The organism is Mesorhizobium sp. YL-MeA3-2017 (genome assembly GCF_030814575.1).
GTDB classification, from domain to species: Bacteria; Pseudomonadota; Alphaproteobacteria; order Rhizobiales; family Rhizobiaceae; genus Mesorhizobium; species Mesorhizobium terrae.
In genome coordinates, this window is sequence record NZ_JAUSVH010000001.1 from 2,222,501 (window position 1) to 2,240,575 (window position 18,075).

At 63.2% G+C, this 18,075-nt stretch carries 13 protein-coding genes; 2 read left to right on the forward strand and 11 right to left on the reverse strand.

The features are described from left to right. Positions 1–1,962 carry a M23 family metallopeptidase gene (locus tag QFZ88_RS10385; RefSeq protein WP_024922637.1) on the forward strand — a complete coding sequence of 654 codons (1,962 nt, stop codon included), beginning with the start codon at positions 1–3 and terminating at the stop codon, positions 1,960–1,962. An 18-nt stretch (positions 1,963–1,980) separates the two neighbouring features. Here QFZ88_RS10385 and QFZ88_RS10390 read toward each other — a convergent pair whose 3' ends face one another. From QFZ88_RS10390 to QFZ88_RS10415, 6 genes are all read right to left on the reverse strand, one after another. Then, the gene (locus tag QFZ88_RS10390; protein ID WP_024922638.1) at positions 1,981–2,817 is read right to left on the reverse strand and encodes a GGDEF domain-containing protein; all 837 of its coding nucleotides are present in this window, start codon (positions 2,815–2,817) and stop codon (positions 1,981–1,983) included. Between the two features lie 183 nt (positions 2,818–3,000). Beyond that, a complete protein-coding gene (locus tag QFZ88_RS10395; RefSeq protein ID WP_036254640.1) occupies positions 3,001–4,542 on the reverse strand; it encodes an MFS transporter in 1,542 nt (513 codons plus the stop codon). 107 nt (positions 4,543–4,649) lie between these two features. Then, complete coding sequence (locus QFZ88_RS10400; protein WP_024922639.1) at positions 4,650–6,155, reverse strand: L,D-transpeptidase family protein; 1,506 nt, start codon at positions 6,153–6,155, stop codon at positions 4,650–4,652. A gap of 170 nt (positions 6,156–6,325) precedes the next feature. Next, positions 6,326–6,691, reverse strand: a complete 366-nt coding sequence (locus QFZ88_RS10405) for an MmcQ/YjbR family DNA-binding protein (RefSeq protein ID WP_024922640.1) — start codon at positions 6,689–6,691, stop codon at positions 6,326–6,328. 77 nt (positions 6,692–6,768) lie between these two features. After that, positions 6,769–7,242 carry a hypothetical protein gene (locus tag QFZ88_RS10410; RefSeq protein ID WP_024922641.1) on the reverse strand — a complete coding sequence of 158 codons (474 nt, stop codon included), beginning with the start codon at positions 7,240–7,242 and terminating at the stop codon, positions 6,769–6,771. A gap of 47 nt (positions 7,243–7,289) precedes the next feature. Further along, positions 7,290–8,693, reverse strand: a complete 1,404-nt coding sequence (locus QFZ88_RS10415; RefSeq protein ID WP_024922642.1) for a PLP-dependent aminotransferase family protein — start codon at positions 8,691–8,693, stop codon at positions 7,290–7,292. Between the two features lie 110 nt (positions 8,694–8,803). Here QFZ88_RS10415 and QFZ88_RS10420 point away from each other — a divergent pair, with 110 nt between their 5' ends. After that, positions 8,804–9,667 (forward strand): DMT family transporter, encoded by an 864-nt coding sequence (locus QFZ88_RS10420; protein ID WP_024922643.1) that lies wholly within the window; start codon positions 8,804–8,806, stop codon positions 9,665–9,667. Between the two features lie 86 nt (positions 9,668–9,753). On the opposite strand, the gene clpB is transcribed toward QFZ88_RS10420, so the two are convergent. The 5 genes from clpB to ptsP form a co-directional block, all read right to left on the reverse strand. Then, positions 9,754–12,366, reverse strand: coding sequence for an ATP-dependent chaperone ClpB (gene clpB, locus QFZ88_RS10425; protein ID WP_024922644.1), 2,613 nt, complete (start codon positions 12,364–12,366; stop codon positions 9,754–9,756). Positions 12,367–12,608: 242 nt separating this feature from the next. Beyond that, the gene (locus tag QFZ88_RS10430; RefSeq protein ID WP_244431346.1) at positions 12,609–13,451 is read right to left on the reverse strand and encodes a DUF4167 domain-containing protein; all 843 of its coding nucleotides are present in this window, start codon (positions 13,449–13,451) and stop codon (positions 12,609–12,611) included. A 326-nt stretch (positions 13,452–13,777) separates the two neighbouring features. Continuing rightward, positions 13,778–14,659 (reverse strand): peptide chain release factor N(5)-glutamine methyltransferase, encoded by an 882-nt coding sequence (gene prmC, locus QFZ88_RS10435; RefSeq protein WP_036254637.1) that lies wholly within the window; start codon positions 14,657–14,659, stop codon positions 13,778–13,780. Positions 14,660–14,681: 22 nt separating this feature from the next. Then, positions 14,682–15,758: a peptide chain release factor 1 gene (gene prfA / locus QFZ88_RS10440; protein WP_024922647.1), complete on the reverse strand. Its 1,077-nt coding sequence runs from the start codon at positions 15,756–15,758 to the stop codon at positions 14,682–14,684. A 17-nt stretch (positions 15,759–15,775) separates the two neighbouring features. Continuing rightward, positions 15,776–18,046 carry a phosphoenolpyruvate--protein phosphotransferase gene (gene ptsP, locus QFZ88_RS10445; RefSeq protein WP_024922648.1) on the reverse strand — a complete coding sequence of 757 codons (2,271 nt, stop codon included), beginning with the start codon at positions 18,044–18,046 and terminating at the stop codon, positions 15,776–15,778. Positions 18,047–18,075 lie beyond the last annotated feature (29 nt).

Consider the following 18,075-nt stretch of genomic DNA (forward strand, 5'->3'; position numbering starts at 1 on the left):
ATGCAAGACGCTGACGAAGTCATAGCCGCACTCGGCAACGAGCCGCCGCTGATTGCGGATGGGCGCAGCGGTCCGCCGGACCGCCGCGAGGTTTCGGCGCGGTGGCTGTCGGGTACCTTTCTGACAGGCGTCACTTCAAGCGTTTTGATGGGCGTCGCCCTGGTTGCCGCCCTCGATGGACGCCAGCAACTGGCGACGCCGCCTGAAATTGCCGAACTCGCCAGCATGGCCGATGGCGGGGATTCCGGCGAAGAAGCCAAGACGACGCGCCTGGTCGCTCCGCGTCAGATCGCCAAGGCCAAGGATCGCCGGCGCATGGAAGTGTCCATGGTCACCAAGGTTGGCGACCGCGACGTCATCAACACCATGCCGTTCGTGCAGGTGAAGATGGCCCTGGCCGCGAACCACACCACCAACCGCCCCTATCCGCCTTTTGACCCTCTGCAGGTTTTCGGCGACGACGGCTCCGACAACGCGTCCAGCACCGGGACATCCGCGGCAGCCGCCGGACAGATCTACGGCGCCAAGGTTGAAAGCGAGATGAGCCTGAAGACGGTCGATTTCCCGATCGCCACGGCCGCCTTCGACGAAAAGAGCGACCTTTCCACCGACGAGGTGGAAAAGGTGGTGCGCCAGGCAAGCGCCGACCTCGGCGAAGGTGCCGTTCAGGTCGCAGCACTCCATTATGTTGACCCGCAGCGTTTTGGCGATCAGCTCTCCCAGTCGATCGCCGGTGCCTATGACGTCAAGATCGTGCCCGAGAATGTCTCGGTGGCGCCGCGCGCGGAAACCGAAGCCGAGGCACTGACCTTTGCCGAGGACATCATACCCTTCGTCAAGGATCTCGACATTGCCGAGGCCTTCGCCGATGCCGGTTACGCCAGCACCGACGCCACCGGCATGGCCCAGGCGATCGGCAAACTGCTCAACACCACTGCCTTGAAGGCCGGCACCGTTTTGCGTGTCGGCCTGGAGGTTCGCGGCGATGCGGCCAAGGTTGTCCGCGCCGGCGTCTATGACAAGACCCGGCATATCGTGACCATCGCGCTCGACGACCGCAATCAGTTCATACCGGCGCAGGAGCCGGATCCCAATCCCGAGCTTCTGACCGCGTTCGACGATTCGCCCGCGGTCGTCGTGCGCGGCAACCTGCCCAGTATCTATGACGGCATCTACCGGTCCGCCTATTCCTACGGCATGTCCAAGAAGATGACCCAGCAGGTCATCAAGCTGCTGGCTTCCGACGTGGACTACCAGTCGCGCCTTGGCCCGAGCGATCGTCTCGAAGTGCTGTTCTCGCAACCCGACAGCGACGACCAGGCATCCGACGATTCCGAACTCCTCTATGTCTCCGCCAATATCGGCGGCGCCACGCGCAGCCTGTATCGCTTTCAGTTGAAGGATGGCGGCACGGACTACTTTGACGAGAATGGCCGCAGCGCCGAGCAATTCCTGCTGCGCAAGACCGTGCCAAACGGCACGTTCCGCTCCGGTTTCGGCGCCAGGCGTCATCCGATTCTCGGTTATGTGCGCATGCATACCGGCGTCGACTGGGCCGCGCCGACGGGAACACCGATCATTGCCGCCGGTAACGGCGTTGTCGAAAAAGCCGGCTGGGCCGCCGGTTATGGCAAGCAGACGATCCTGCGCCACGCCAATGGCTATGAGACGTCCTACAATCACCAGAGTGCATTTGCCCGCGGCGTCCAGCCGGGAGCCCGCGTGCGGCAGGGCCAGGTGATCGGATATGTCGGCACGACCGGCCTGTCGACCGGTGCCCATCTTCACTACGAGCTGATGGTCAACGGCACCAAGGTTGACCCGATGCGCGTGCGCTTGCCGACCGGCAAGGTGCTGCAAGGCGACGACCTCGTTGCCTTCAAGCGTGAACGCGAACGCATCGACGACCTGCTGAAACAGCAGAATGGCACGTCGCTGAAGATGGCCAGCGCCACCAAGTAGCGCTTTGGCGGACCGCCGCTAATTGCCAAAAGCTCCGCTTTGCATGTCGCCGCGGCCGATCGGACCGCGCCGCGAGGGTTTGGCGGCATACATTGCCTGGTCGGCGGCATTGATCAGCGAATCGGCATCGTGACCGTCGTCGGGAAAGATCGCGATACCGACAGTGGCGCCGACTTCCACCTGCACCTCGCCCACCGCTCGCGCCTTGCCGATGTCGCGCGACAACCGCTGGGACAAAAACAGCACCGATTCTCGGCCAGGGACAGCCAGGACGATGACGCCGAATTCATCGCCGCCGAGCCGGGCGGCTGTCGCGCCCGCCGGTGCGGCTTGCGCGATCTGCCGTGCCACGTCCATCAACACCTCGTCGCCAACCGCGTGACCATGCGTATCGTTGACCGGTTTGAATCGGTCGAGATCGATGAACAGCACCGCGCAGCTCCCTTCATTCTGCCTGGCACTCTCGATCGCCAGGGTCAGGGCTTCGCGGAAACGCCGGCTGTTGGCGAGACCGGTCAGGGGATCATGCCGGGCCGAATCGTGGGCGAGTTTCTCGGCCACTTCGCGGCGTGTGATTTCGCGTGCCAATTGCCGGGTGCGGATTGCCAGGAAGAACAGCGACACGACACCGGCGCACAAAAGCAGCGAGAACAACTCGTCGAGTTGCCATTTTTCATAGGTACGGGTGAATTGGTTGATCCGTTCGAAGAGGTTGACGGAGACGGCGATCGCAAAGAAGCCGCTCACCGCGAACACCCAGCAGCCGGCAAACGCGAGCATGTGCCAGTTCGGCCAGCGCTCATCATTCGAAGCGGCACGGCTGATGTTGCGCCGTTGCAGATCATTGTTCGACATGCCGCCCTCTACCCATGCACGATCAGGTCTCGCGCCGAAACATTTTAGCACATTAGTGGCTGCCGGCATGCGCGCAAAACGGGACGGCGCCGGTTACCGCGATACCCACGCGGAAGCAGGAAGATGGTTAATAAAATGCTGTCAGAGGCTTTCAACCCAAGCTCCCTCGCCCGGGCTGGCCGATCAGTGCTGTGTAACGGTCTTCGCAGGTTGCGAGATCCAGGCCACCAAGGCGGCGACAAAACACATGAAGGCCGAGATCATCGCGACCGCCTGGAAAGCGCGATCCGTGGCGGCCAGCCGTGTCGCTTCGACCGTCGGACCCAACACCGTTTCGGGCAAAGCGCCGAATTCGACACCAACAACGCCTCCGCCGGCCGCCGCATAGACCAGGCTGGCCACGGCACCCAGCGCCGCGACTGCCATCAGACCGGCGAGCCGCGCGATTGCATTGTTGATGCCTGACGCTGCCCCGGTGTCCTTGTCTTCGACCGCAGTCATGATGGCGGTCGAGAGTGGCGACACGACGAGCGCCATGCCCAGCCCCATCACCACCATCAGTGGGAAAACCCCTTCCCAAAAACCCTTGAAGCCGGTCCCGGCCAGCACCGCCAGGCCAGCAAAGGCAATGCCGACGACGAAGCTGCCGAAGGCGATCGGCAATCGCGGCCCTATGCGGTCCGACCATTTCCCGACCGGGCCGGAAAGCAGCGCGATCGCCGCCGACAGCGGCAGGAAGATGAACCCGACTTCGGCCGTGCTGAGACCCCAACCGGCGATCAGCAGCATGGGCAGATAAAACAGTACGGCGGACAAGGCGAAGTAGAGAAAGAAGGTCGCCGCATTGGCGCCGGTGAAGGCGGCGATCCGGAAGAGGCCGAGATCGACCATCGGTTCCCGCTGGCGGCGCTCCCAGAGAAGAAAGACGGCGAGCGCGGCAAGCCCGAGACCGAAAGCCGCGAGGTTCATCAGCCCGGATTTGCCATCGCCACCGGCATTCATCGCGGTCAGCCCGTAGGCCATGGCGCCAAAGGCCAGCGTCGCGAGAGCCGCGCCGCCGAGATCGAGACCGCGCTGCTGCGCAGGCGAATCGGCCGGGACTTTGGCGAGCAGCAACCAGATCGCCAGCGCTCCAAGCGGCAGATTGATGGCGAAGATGGCGCGCCAGATGCCGGAGCCAAAGCTGGACAGAACGATGCCGCCGATCACGGGTCCAAGCGCCGTGGTGAGCGCCGAGGCCGCGGCCCATATGCCGATGGCGCGACCGCGTTCGCTCTTGGGATAGGCCTTGGCGATGATGGCGAGACTGCCCGGCACCATGACGGCGGCACCGATGCCCTGGATTGCCCGAAACAGGATCAGCATCGGAGCATCCGGCGCAAGCGCGCAGGCGATCGAGGCAATCACGAACATCGCGATGCCGGCGACAAATGCTCGCCTGAGGCCGAAGCGGTCGCCGGCGGCACCGCCGGCAAGGATCAGCGCCGAAAGCGTGAGCGCATAGGCGTTTGAAATCCACTGCGCCTCAACCAGGCTGGCACCGAGATTGGCCCGCAATACCGGCATCGCAATTGCCAGGATCGAACCATCGATGAAGCCGAGCGCCGATGCGAGAATGGCGGCAAAAAGCACATAACGCCGGCTGCGCTGCGGACAGAAAGAGTCGGCCGAGGCGTCGGCTCCGCCAAGAATGCCGTCAGTGCCGGTGTCGCTGCGCGCCTGCATGCGCTTGCTTAGCGCAGAGACGGCCAAATCGATATCGGTTTTCAGACAGAACCAAGCGCTGCAGCTAAAATCTCGCTTTGGCGCCGCAGTTATGGCCGGTCAGGTTCCTAGTCCACGAATTCCACCGGCACGCCCGGCTTCACCAGCCTGGCCAGTTCGGCCGCATCCCAATTGGTCAATCGCACGCAGCCATGGCTTTCGGTCTTGCCGATCTTGGACGGCTCGGGCGTGCCGTGGATACCGTAGGTCGGCTTGTCGAGCGCGATCCAGATCGAGCCGACCGGCCCATTCGGTCCCGGCGGGATCGTCAGCACCTTGTCGTTCTGGCCCTGCTTGAAATTGAGCTTCGGGTTGTAGGTATAGTTGGGATCGAAGACGACGCGTGACACCGCGTGGATTCCGGTGGGTGAAGGGGTATCGGACGAGCCGATCGTTGCCGGGAATGCGGCCACCAGCTTGCCGGACGCGTCATAGGCGAAAACCTGTTTCAGGCTCTTGTTTGCGACGATGCGCGCCACTGGCGCCTGCACCAGCTTGCCAAAATTGACCACCTTGATCAGCGTGCCCGGGCGATTGAAGTTGACGCCCGGATTGATCGCCTTGAGATAGGCCTCGTCCATGTGAAAGCGTTCGGCCAACGCCTCGGTCACCGACGTGTAGCCCATGCGTTGCAGTTGAGCCTTCTGGCTGTAGTCCTCCGGGATCGAAGCGACATAGGGACCGGCGACATCCTCGGCGGTGATGGAATAGGTCGCGAAAGCAGGTCCGCCCGATTTCTCCAGCGCCTCCTTGATGGCGGCGGTGTCGGTCGATTTCAGATTGGTTCCGGTGATCTCGCGATAGGCAGCGAGCGCCTTGTCCATGTTGGAGCCGAAACGCCCGTCGATCGCGCCCGGCGAAGCGCCGGCACGATCGAGCAAAACCTGAAATGCCGCCACGTCCTCGCGCGCGCCGAGCGAAAGCGACGGGCTGAGTGCCGCCTTGCCGGACGCCGGCGGTTCTGCCGAGGGTGTTGCGCTGTCGGGCTGCGGCGGCCGCGCGGGTTCGATCGACGCTTCCTTCAACGGCTGACGCTGCACAGGTTGCGGTGCGGTGATACCAGGCTGCTGAGGGTCGGCCGGATAAGGATTGCCGTATCGGTCGACCCTCCCGGGTGCCGGTGGGAAGGAGTCTGCCGAATAGTCGCCAGGCGCTGCATTGTCATAGGCACCGCCGTCGTCTTCCGGATACTGATAGGCGCGCTGATCTTCCATCTGCCGGCGCCTGAGACGAGCCATGTCCTCAGGATCGTCGAGATAATAGCGGTCGTCATCGGGAGCGGCGCGTTCAATTTGCCGCTGCCGGTTTTCCAGGCGCAGCGCCCGGCGGTCGAAACGCGTCTGCGGCGGCTGTACCGCAATCACCTTGCCGGTGGCGGGATCGACGATGACCCGGTTTCCCTTGCCGTCGTAGAAAACCTGGTAGTCACCGTTCTGCGCGACGCGGATGCCTTCCTCGGCAGCGCGTGCGGCTCGAACCTCGGGTTCTTGTGTCGGCGATGTCGATGCCATCGCTCCCGACGACAGCAGAACCGCCAGGGCGACAGCGGATAGCGAAAACATTGTGCGCAGCATGTTGTCTAAACTCTCAGGCGCGTTCGTCACCGATTTGTCCATCTGCCGAGAGTCACCCCAACTCCTGCGAGGCCAAAATCCACCTAACGAATTCACCATGAACTAGGCATGAACATGGCGGTGCGGCAGCGTTTGCGCGACTTCGAGGCCAGGCAAACCTAGCCCCTGCTCTAACTATCCAGGCCGAGCTCCCTGCGCTCGCGCTTCGTCAGGTTGCGCCCTGCCAGACGATGGCTGTCGCGCAAATAGTCTTTCAGCGCCTCGTCATCCATGGTCTCGGCGGTCACCCGCTGAATCCATTTCATGCCGCGCGAGGCCAGATAAGGTGCCGGACGACACCCCGGCTGTTCCTTCAGAATATCGAAGGCGATATCCGAACATTTGAAAGTGACGAAGGGAACCGAGGACGTCTCGCTCCAACCGCCGATGGCGAAGACCTTGCTGCCGACCTTCCAGACATGGGCGCCGCCCCACTGCACGACATGCGAGGTCGCCGGCAAGGAAGCGCAGAAGGCGTTGTAGTCGTCGAGGGTCAAGCCAAATTCCTTCTCCTGGTGCGGCTTAACCCGCGACAGCCGATATTCATAGAGAAGGCGATGGTCGCCTCGAAAGGCTATTGCGGCGGAAAGCCGATGATGATCGCCACGAGTGCGACGACCAGCATGGGACCGAGCACATAAAGCAGCGTCCGCGTGCCGGTGTACCGCGCCTTGCCTAGCTGCTCGGCAGGAACGTTTCTGGCGACGGCAAATCCGATCGCGGCACCGACGGCCGCCAATCCGAACGTGCCGGCTATGATCCACGCCGAGAAATGTTCCCCCAAAAGGGTATCCGCCGCCACGGCCGATGCCAGTGCGATGGCCAAAACGCCAAATCCAAGGCCAAAGAATGCGTAACCGAGAACGATTTCAAAGCGGCGGGTCATGATCGGAATCATTTGATGCTTGAAATAGGTCGCGCCTTCTAGCAGGTGATCGGCTCGATTTCCAGCTAAGATTGCAATGAATTGCACTTCGCAATCTCTCATAGTGAACACATTTCCACCGAGACCGTCCATCCAGTCGGCCTTCCGCGCCGCTTCGACCAAGGATGCACCGCCTCCGCCGAAGCGAGAGATGATTGATTGCTGCTGCGTCAGGCCCCCATCGCAGCCGAGAGCACGCGGAATATGCGTTCGTCCCGTGACTGGGCGACATTGAAGCGCAGGTACCGATTGGCCGTCCGTGAAACGCTAAACGCATTGCCCGGCGCCAGCACGATATCTTCGGCAAGCGCGCGGCGGGCGATATCGGCCGCATCGTGTCCGTCCGGCAAGCGACACCACAAGAACATGCCGCCGCGAGGTTCGATCCATGGCAGGATGCCGAGCGGTTCAAGCCGCTTGACTGTTTCGGCCATTGCCGCCGACAGGCGCTGCCTGAGCGCCTCGACATGCTTGCGATAGCTGCCGTCCTTCAGCAGCGCCAGAACCAGTTCCGCCGAGAGCCGTCCACCGCCGAAGCTGGTCGATATCTTGAGATCGGTCAGTCGCTCGATCCATTCTTGTGGCGCTGCGATGTAGCCGCAACGCACCGAGGCCGACAGCGTCTTGGAAAAACTGCCTATGTGGACGACGCGGTTCAGCCCGTCGAAAGCCGCCAGCCGTGGAGCCGGCTCCATTTCGAAATCGGCGAAGATGTCGTCTTCGACAATCGTCAGGCCCGACTGATCGGCCAGTTTGAGAAGACGATGCGCGGTCACCGGGGAAAGCGTTGCGCCGGTTGGATTATGCAGCGCGGAATTGGTGATGTAGAGGCGCGGCCGGTGCTCGGCGAGCGCCAATGCGAACAGGTCGAGATCCGGTCCCGTGGGCGTATAGGGCACACCGACGATGTTGGCGCGATGCGCGCGCAGAAGCGCGTGAAAATTGAAGTAGCAGGGGTCATCGACCAGCACCGTATCGCCCGGCTCGAGCAGCAGCCGGCACAAGAGATCGATTGCCTGCGTGCCCGATTCGGTGAGCACGATCTGGTTGGGTGACGCTTCGATGCCGTACTCGCCCATGCGGCGCACAAGCAATTGGCGCAACGGAGCCAGTCCGAGCGGTGTGCCGTAGTCGGCCAATACCGGATCCTTGGCGTGGGCGATGGCGCGCAACGCCCGCCTGAGCGCCGGTTGCGGCATCCAATCGGCAGGCAACCAGCCGCAGCCGGGTTTCAGGACCCCTTCACCAGCTTCGAGCGACTGGCGCGACACCCAGAACGGATCGATTTCCCGGTCCAGCCTTGGCCCGACTTCGGCCAGCGACAGCGGCGCCAGCGGACCGCACACATAGAAGCCCGAGCCGGGACGCGAACGGATCGCGCCTTCGGCCGCCAACCTTTCATAAGCCTCGACCACGGTCGAGGTGGAAACCTGCATGGTTTTGGCGAAGGCCCGCACGGAAGGCAGCCTGGCGCCCGGCGTCAGCTGGCGCGCCGAGATGCGCTGCCGCACCGTTGCCATGACAGTCTCGATCAGCGTTTCGCCCTTGCCCGAAGGGTTGGTCAGGCCATCCATCTGTAATGCCACCGTATCCATAACAGTTATATCAAACTGTACCGCATTGTATCTGGCTCCGCCACCTCGATCCCGCCGATAAGGTTAGCCGGATTGCAAGGAGTTTGCGCATGGACAAAGCGACGAGCGGATGGATCAACGGTTTCGTGGGCGTGCTGATCTTCAGCGGCTCCCTGCCGGCGACCCGCGTGGCGGTGATGGATTTCAGCCCGGTCTTTTTGACCGTGACGCGCGCCACGCTCGCCGGCCTGCTCGGTCTCGCCTTGCTGATGGTCTTTCGCGAGAAGCGCCCAAGCCGCGACGACCTCGTTTCGCTCGTCGTCGTCGCGCTTGGCGTGGTGGTCGGCTTTCCGCTTTTGACCGCGCTGGCGCTCGAACATGTCACCTCGGCGCACTCCATTGTCTTCATCGGCCTTCTGCCGCTGGCCACCGCCATCTTCGCCGTGTTGCGCGGCGGCGAGCGGCCGCGCCCCGCATTCTGGCTGTTCTCCTGCCTCGGCAGCGCGCTGGTGGCCGGCTTCGCGATTTCGCAAGGCCTGTCCGCCTCGCCGGTCGGAGACCTGCTGATGCTGGCGGCCGTCATCGTCTGCGGCCTGGGTTATGCTGAAGGCGCCAAGCTCTCGCGCCGGCTGGGTGGCTGGCAGGTCATCTGCTGGGCACTGGTGTTGTCGCTGCCGGTGATGCTGGGCCTGAGCATCGTCACCTTTCCGCCGACACTTCACGACGTCAGCGCGGCTGCCTGGACCGGGCTCGCCTATGTCTCGCTCTTCAGCATGCTGATCGGCTTCATCTTCTGGTATCGCGGGCTGGCGCAGGGCGGCATCGCCGCGGTCGGGCAGCTACAGCTTCTCCAGCCCTTCTTCGGCCTCGCGCTGGCGGCAGGTCTGCTGCATGAGAAAGTCAGCCCCGCCATGGTGGTCGTCACCCTTGGCGTCGTGCTGTGCGTGGCCGGCGCGAAGCGCTTCGCCGGATAGCCGCGATAGCCAATAAAAAGGCGCGCCCCTTCATCACAGAAGAGGCACGCCATTAAATCGCATAGTCTGTCAGGCTGAGAGCCTAGTCAGGCAGCCTTCTCGGCTTCCGCGGTCACCGTCGGCTTCGAGCGGAAGTTCAGCCGGTCGGAACCCGCAGTCACCTTGACGGTCGAACCATCGAGGATCTCGCCCATCAATATCTTCTCGGCGAGAGGATCCTGCAGTTCCTTCTGCATCACCCGCTTCAGCGGCCGCGCGCCGTAGGCCGGGTCGTAACCCTTGTCGGCCAGCCACTCGATTGAGTTGGCGTCGAGGTTGAGCGCGATCTTGCGGTCGACCAGCAGGTTCTCCAGCCGCTTCAACTGGATCTCGACGATCCGGCCCATATCCTTGCGGCGCAGCCGGTGGAACAGGATGACCTCGTCTATACGGTTGAGGAATTCCGGCCGGAAAGAAGCCTTCACCACCGCCATAACCTCGTCGCGCACGGTGTCGACATCCTGGTCTTCGCCGAGATTGACCAGATATTCGGCGCCAAGGTTCGACGTCATGATGATCAGCGTGTTGCGGAAGTCGACGGTGCGGCCCTGACCGTCGGTCAGGCGACCGTCGTCCAGCACCTGGAGGAGCACGTTGAAGACATCCGGATGCGCCTTCTCTATCTCGTCGAACAAGACGACCTGATAGGGCCGGCGCCGCACCGCTTCGGTCAGCGCGCCGCCCTCCTCATAGCCGACATAGCCGGGAGGCGCGCCGATCAGGCGGGCGACCGAGTGCTTTTCCATGAACTCCGACATGTCGATGCGCACCATGGCGCTTTCGTCGTCGAACATGAACGAGGCGAGAGCCTTGGTGAGCTCGGTCTTGCCGACACCGGTGGGACCGAGGAACATGAACGAGCCGATCGGTCGGTTCGGATCCTGCAGGCCGGCGCGGGCACGCCGGACGGCCTTGGACACGGCCTGCACGGCTTCGCCCTGGCCGACGACGCGCTTGGCGATCTCGTCTTCCATGCGCAACAGCTTGTCGCGTTCGCCTTCCAGCATCTTGTCGACCGGAATGCCGGTCCAGCGCGACACGATCTGGGCGACGTGGTCCGGCGTGACCACCTCCTCGACCATGCCACCGCCCTGCCCGTCGCGGGCCTCGGCCTCGGCAAGCTGCTTCTCGAGTTCGGGGATCTTGCCGTAGGCAAGCTCGCCCGCGCGCTGGAATTCGCCCTTGCGCTGGGCGATCGCCAATTCGTTTCGGGTCTCGTCGAGCTGCTTCTTCAGGTCGGCGGCCAGCCCGAGCTTCTGCTTCTCGGCCTGCCACTTCGCGGTCAGCGCGTCGGACTCCTCCTCGAGCCCGGTCAATTCCTTCTCGAGCCTGCCGAGGCGATCCTTGGACGCGTCGTCCTTCTCGACCTTCAGCGCCTCGCGCTCGATCTTCAGCTGCATGATGCGTCGGTCGATCTCATCCAGCGCTTCGGGCTTGGAATCGACCTGCATACGCAACCGCGAAGCTGCCTCATCGACCAGGTCGATCGCCTTGTCAGGCAGGAAGCGGTCGGCGATGTAGCGATTGCTCAAGGACGCAGCCGAAACCAGGGCGGAGTCGGAGATGCGCACCTTGTGGTGCTGCTCATACTTCTCCTTCAGACCACGCAGGATCGAGATCGTATCCTCCACGGTCGGCTCATCGACGAAGACAGGCTGGAAGCGGCGGGCAAGGGCCGCGTCCTTCTCGATATATTTGCGGTACTCGTCGAGCGTGGTCGCGCCAACGCAGTGCAATTCGCCGCGCGCCAGCGCTGGCTTGAGCAGGTTGGACGCATCCATCGCACCATCGGCCTTGCCGGCGCCGACCAGCGTGTGCATCTCGTCGATGAACAGAATGATGCCGCCGGCAGCCGAGGTGACTTCGTTGAGCACGGCCTTCAGCCGCTCCTCGAACTCGCCGCGATATTTGGCACCGGCGATCAGCGCGCCCATGTCGAGCGCCATCAGCTGCTTGTCCTTCAAGGATTCCGGCACATCGCCATTGACGATGCGCAACGCCAGGCCCTCGGCGATCGCCGTCTTGCCGACGCCCGGCTCGCCGATCAACACAGGATTGTTCTTGGTGCGCCGCGACAACACCTGGATGGTGCGGCGGATCTCGTCGTCGCGGCCGATGACCGGATCGAGCTTGCCGGCACGGGCATCGGCGGTCAGATCCCGCGCGTATTTCTTCAACGCGTCGTAGCTCTGCTCGGCGGACGCCGAATCGGCGGTGCGGCCCTTGCGGATGTCGTTGATCACCTGGTTCAGGGCTTGCGGGGTAACGCCGGCCTTGGCGAGGATGTCGGCGGTCTTGGCGGACTTCTCCATGGCGAGCGCCTGCAAAAGGCGCTCGACCGTCACGAAGCTGTCGCCGGATTTCTTGGCCAGATCCTCGGCCGTCGAAAACACCTTGGCGAGCGGCTGCGCCAGATAGAGCTGGCCGTTGCCGCCTTCGACCTTGGGCAATGCGTTGAGGGCTGCGTCGACGCCGACTTCGACATCGCGCGGACGCCCTCCTGCCCGCTCGATCAGCGACGCGGCAAAACCTTCGTCGTCATCGATGAGTGCCTTGAGGACGTGTTCGGGCGTAAACTGCTGATTGTTGCGATTGAGCGCATATTGCTGCGCGGACTGGATAAAACCGCGCACGCGCTCGGAATATTTTTCAAGATTCATCATTGTCTCCTTCCGTCACCGGCCCGCTTTGCGGCACCGGATCAGCCTTGGTGACGGACCCGCTCTTCTGAGCCGGACCCTGTTCGACCGTGATATGGGACGTAAGCCCCTGTCTCTCAAGACGCCTTGATGCCGATCAAGGCAGATATTTCACGGCGCCGTCTGACGGCGAACTATAGCGCAGACAAACAAAAACGGCGGAGATTTCTCCCCGCCGCCTGCAATCAACAATTTCGGAGCGCTCAGCTTTCGGCGCTGGCCGCTGGCTCTGCCGTTTCGGCTGTGGCCTCGGCGCTCTCGGCGCGCGGCTTGCGCGGACGTTTGGCGCGGCGCGGCGCTGCAGCTTCGGTCTCGGCTTCGCGGGCTTCAGCCTGCGCGGCGAGCGCTGCCGGGTTGAAGCTCTCGAATTGCGGCGCTGCCGCCGGTTCGGCGGCAATCACCACAACCGGCTCAGCGGGTACAGCAGCAACAACGGGCTCGGCCTGCGCCGCAGCCTGCGGCTGGGCCTCATCGCGCCGGTTGCCATTTTCGCCGCGCGGACCACGGTCGCCGCGCTGGCCGTAATTGTTGTTGTGGCGCCGGTCGCGGTGGTTGCGATTGCCGTTGTTGTCGCGATAACCGTTTTCGCGGCCGTTGTTATCACGACCATTCTCGGAATTGAGCGCGACCTCTGCCGGCGTGCCCTCGATCATCGGCTGCGGGCCCGAGCCATTGTTGCCGGGCTGCTGGCCTTCGCCGACATTGGCGCCGTTGTCGAAGTCCTCGCGTTCCTCGTCGAGATCGTCGTCGAAGTCGTCGCGATTCTGCTGGAAGTTCTGGATCGGCATCTGCGCCTGCGCGGCGGCGATGATGCGGTTGTAGTGTTCGGCGTGCTGGAGATAGTTCTCCGCCATCACCCGGTCGCCAGAGCTCATCGCGTCGCGTGCGAGGGTCGCATATTTCTCGGCGATCTGCTGGGCAGAGCCACGGATCTTCACATCCGGACCGTTGCTCTCATAATTGCGGTTGAGCGGGTTCGGGCCCTTGCGGTTGTTATTGTTATTATTGTTGTTGCCGCCGCCGCCATTGTTATTGCGACCGCGCATACGTCTATTCTGCTGTTGTGGCCTCATCAGGGTCTCTTCGGTTCAAAAGCTTGAAAAATCATCGTGTACGGCGGCGCTCATGCAGCCTGCCGTTTCGGTGTTTCACCGGTGCTCGCACGCATCGATTGCGTTGGCGCCACGTGTCATCCTGTTCCGGTTACATCACTTGCCGGATGATTCCCGCACGAAGCTAGAGCGTCGTTTCGCAAGAAGGCAGCTATTTCAAAGGAAACCGAATCGCTAAGAGCACTGCCTGCTTCGTCTCATCCGGTAAATCGACCCTAGCCGCATTCCTTAGCCTTGCCAAGCGGTTTTTCGCCGCACCTTCAAGCTTTTCCATCTCTCGCAAATACAAGCACACGATCGTTTCCACCCAGATCGCGCAACGCCGTTACCACCGGAAATCCCGCGTCGTGGAAAATTCCGGTCACGTCCGTATTCTGGGAACTGCCAATCTCCACCGCGACGATTCCGCCGGCTTTCAGATGGCTTGCGCTTTCTCTAGCGATCACCCGATAGGCATCAAGCCCATCGGCCCCGCCGTCCAGCGCGCGCAGCGGATCGAAATCGCGCACTTCCTTCTGCAACGTTTTGATCTCGGCGCTGCTTATATAGGGTGGGTTTGAGACGATTACATCAAATTGCCCGGAAATAGCGCCGAACCAGTCGGACTTCGTGGCCGTGAACCGTTCCAACAGGCCAAGGTCTCGGGCATTGCGCAAGGCAGTGGCCAGAGCATCATCGGAGATATCGGCACCGACGGCGACGGCCTGTGGAACCGCAGCCAGAAGCGCCAGTGCGATCGCGCCGGTGCCCGTGCCAAGATCGAGGATACGGCAGGTGCCATGCCGTTCGACCATTTGGGCAATGAGGGGCAACACTGCGTCGACCAGCGTCTCCGTGTCGGGGCGCGGCTCCAGCGTTTCAGCGGAAAGGTTGAGCCGCAGCCCGTGAAACTCGCGAAAGCCAAGAATGCGATGGACCGGTTCGCCGACGATGCGACGCGTGAGAGCGGCATCGGCTGCGGCCACCGCTTGGGCATCGACCATTCGGTCTGGATCGGAGATCGCCTCGGCGCGCGTGGTGGCGGTGAAATGCTCGACCAATAGCCTGGCGTCGAACGCGGCGCCGTCGATGCCAGCGGATTCGAGCCGTCGCCGTGCTTCACGATGAAGAGCACCAAGCGTCGTGGAAAGCGCGGGATCGATCGACTTCACCGCTTTTCGCGCCTCACGCTTCCTTCATGTCGGCCAAAAGTTTCGACTGGTGATCGGCGATCAGCGCACCGACCACATCGTCAAGATCGCCCTCCATCACCCGCTCGAGCTTGTAGAGGGTGAGGTTGATGCGATGGTCGGTGAGACGCCCCTGCGGGAAATTGTAGGTGCGGATGCGTTCGGAGCGGTCGCCGGAACCGACCTGCGACTTGCGTGATTCCGAACGCTCCTCGTCGGCACGGCTGCGCTCCATGTCATAAAGCCGGGCCCGCAGGATCTGCATGGCGCGCGCGCGGTTCTGGTGCTGCGACTTCTCCGCCTGCACCACCATGATGCCGGTGGGCAAGTGGGTGATGCGCACCGCCGAATCGGTGGTGTTGACGTGCTGGCCGCCGGAACCGGAAGCGCGCATGGTGTCGATGCGGATGTCTTCCGCCTTGATCTCGATATCGACTTCCTCGGCCTCCGGCAGCACCGCCACTGTCGCCGCCGAAGTGTGGATACGCCCTTGCGCTTCGGTTGCCGGCACGCGCTGCACCCGGTGCACGCCGGATTCGAACTTCAGATGCGCGAACACGCCCTTGCCGGAAACCGAGGCGATGATTTCCTTGAAGCCGCCCATATCGCCGTCGCTGGCGGAGACCACCTCGAAACGCCAGCCCTTGGAGGCGGCATAGCGCTCATACATGCGATAGAGATCGCCGGCGAACAGCGCGGCCTCGTCGCCGCCGGTGCCGGCGCGTATTTCCAGGATGGCATTGCGTTCGTCGGCCGCGTCCTTGGGCAGAAGCAGGATCTGGATTTCCTGCTGCAGGGTTTCGATGCGCGTTTTGACCGCAGGCAGATCGGCTTCGGCCAATGCACGCATTTCGGCATCCGTGCCCTTGTCGCCGAGCATCGCCTCAAGATCGACCTGCTCGCGCTCGGCGGCGCGCAACGCACGGATCCTGGCGACCAGCTCCTGGATGTCGGAATACTCGGCCGCCATCTTCACATAGGCATCCGGCGCAGGGCCTGCCGCCATCTGCGCCTCGAGCATGTCGAAACGCTTGACGACTTGGTCCATGCGGTCGCGGGGTAGATTGATCATGGGATATCGAAGGTTTCTTACAAAGGAATGCCGCGGTCGTCCGCGAAGGCCTGCAGCAGCGCGCGGATCGGCATGCCGGTGGCGGGCTGGCTGAGATTATCGGCGAAGAAGGCTTCCAGCTCTTCCAGCGGCAGGTCGGTCAGCATCGCCTTGACCGGGCCGATGGCCGCCGGCGACATCGAGATGGAGCGGAAACCGAGGCCGATCAGCGCCATCGCCGAGATCGGCTTGCCGGCAAGTTCGCCACACAACGTCACCGGTGTGTCGTTGCGATGGCCGGCATCGGCGATTTGCTTGAGGACACGCAGGAACGGCACCGACACCGGGTCGAAGCGGTCGGCGAGCTGGGTATTGCCACGGTCCACCGCCATCACGAACTGGAACAGGTCGTTGGAACCGACGGAAACGAAATCCACCACCTTCATCAGCTCGTCGAGCTGGAACAGCAACGACGGCACCTCCAGCATGGCGCCCAGCTTGAGGCTGGTCGGCAAATGATGGGCGAACCGCGACAGATGCCGCACCTCGCGCTCGATGATCTCGCGCGCTTGCGCGATCTCGCCGAGCTCCGTGACCATCGGCAGCATAACCTTCAACTCGCGCCCGCCAGCTGCCTTGAGCAGCGCGCGGATCTGCGTCCGCAGCAGCCCTGGCCGGTCGAGCGTCAGGCGGATTGCGCGCCAGCCGAGCGCCGGATTCTCTTCCAGCGTGGCGTTCTTGAAATAGGGCAACACCTTGTCGCCCCCGATATCGATGGTGCGGAAGGTAACCGGCTTGCCGCGCGCCGCCTCCAGCACATCGCGATAAAGCTTTTCCTGCGCCTCGGCGCGCGGGAAGGTGGCGGCCACCATGAATTGCAGCTCGGTCCGGAACAGGCCGATGCCGGCAGCGCCCGATTCCACCAACTGCGGCAGGTCGACCGCAAGGCCCGCATTCATCAGCAGGTCGATCTTGACGCCATCCTTGGTCTCGGAAGGCTTCTTGCGCAGCTCGCGATAGAGTTCCTGCCGGCGCGCGCGAAAGCGCACCTTCTCGGCATAGGCTGCCTCGAGATCGGCCTGCGGCCTCAGGTGAATCGCACCTTCTTCGCCGTCGACGATGATTGGATCACCGTTTTCCGACATCGAGACGGCGCCCTTGACCTGGCCGGCGACCGGAATGCCCATCGCACGCGCCACGATGACGACGTGGCTGGTCGCCGCCCCTTCCTCAAGCACCAGTCCGCGCATCTTGTCGCGCGGATAGTCGAGCAATTCGGCGGCGCCCATGGAACGGGCTACGATGATGGCATCCTTGGGCAGAGAGGCAGCGATGTCTTCCGGACCGCGCCCCATCAGCTGGCGTAGCAGCCGGTTGGCGAGGTCGTCAAAATCGCTCATCCGCTCGCGCAGATAAGGATCGGTCATGTGGATCATGCGGGCGCGCATGTCCGACTGCACTTTTTCGACCGCCGCTTCCGCGGTCAGGCCGTTGCGGATCGCCTCCTCCAGCCGCCGCACCCAGCCGCGGTCATTGGCAAACATGCGATAGGCTTCCAGAACCTCGCGGTGCTCGCCCTCGAAGGCGACGTCGCGGCGCTCCAGCATGTCGTCGATGGAAAGCCTGAGCGAACCGAGCGATTCCTCCAGCCGGCGGATTTCTTCCTCGCTGTCCTCGTTGAACAGGTTGGTGACGACGATGCGCGGCTCGTGCAGAACGACATGGCCGAGCCCGACGCCGTCGTTGAAGGACACACCCGTAAAGGAGACCGGTCGGCTGAGATCGAGCTCCATACCGGGCCGCGACAGCCTGGCGAGGTCGCCCGTGGCGACCATCTCGGCGATCACCATCGCCGTGGTTTCCAGCGCCTCGACCTCGTCCTCGCGATAGACGCGCTTGGTGCGGTTCTGCACGACCAGCACGCCGAGGGTGCGCCCGGCCCGCAGCACCGGCACACCGAGGAAGGCGTGGTAAATCTCCTCGCCCGTCTCCGGCAGATAGGCGAAGGCGGGATGTTCCTGCGCGTTGGAAAGATTGAGCGGTCGCGCGGAGGCGGCGATGGTGCCGACGAGACCCTGACCGAGGCGCAGCTGCGCCAAGTGAACCGCGTTCTTGTTGAGACCTTCGGTGGCGTATAGCTCCAGTACGGAATCGGCGCGCAGCACGTAGAGCGAACACACTTCCGCGACCATGTTGGAGGCGATGTCGCGCACGATGCGGTCAAGCCGCTCCTGCGGCTCCAGCGGCTCCTGCATGAGCTCGCGGAGCCGTTTCAACAAAACGCGCGGGCCAACGGCCGTCTCACGCATCACGGCTTCTCTCCAAAGGCGACGGGGCC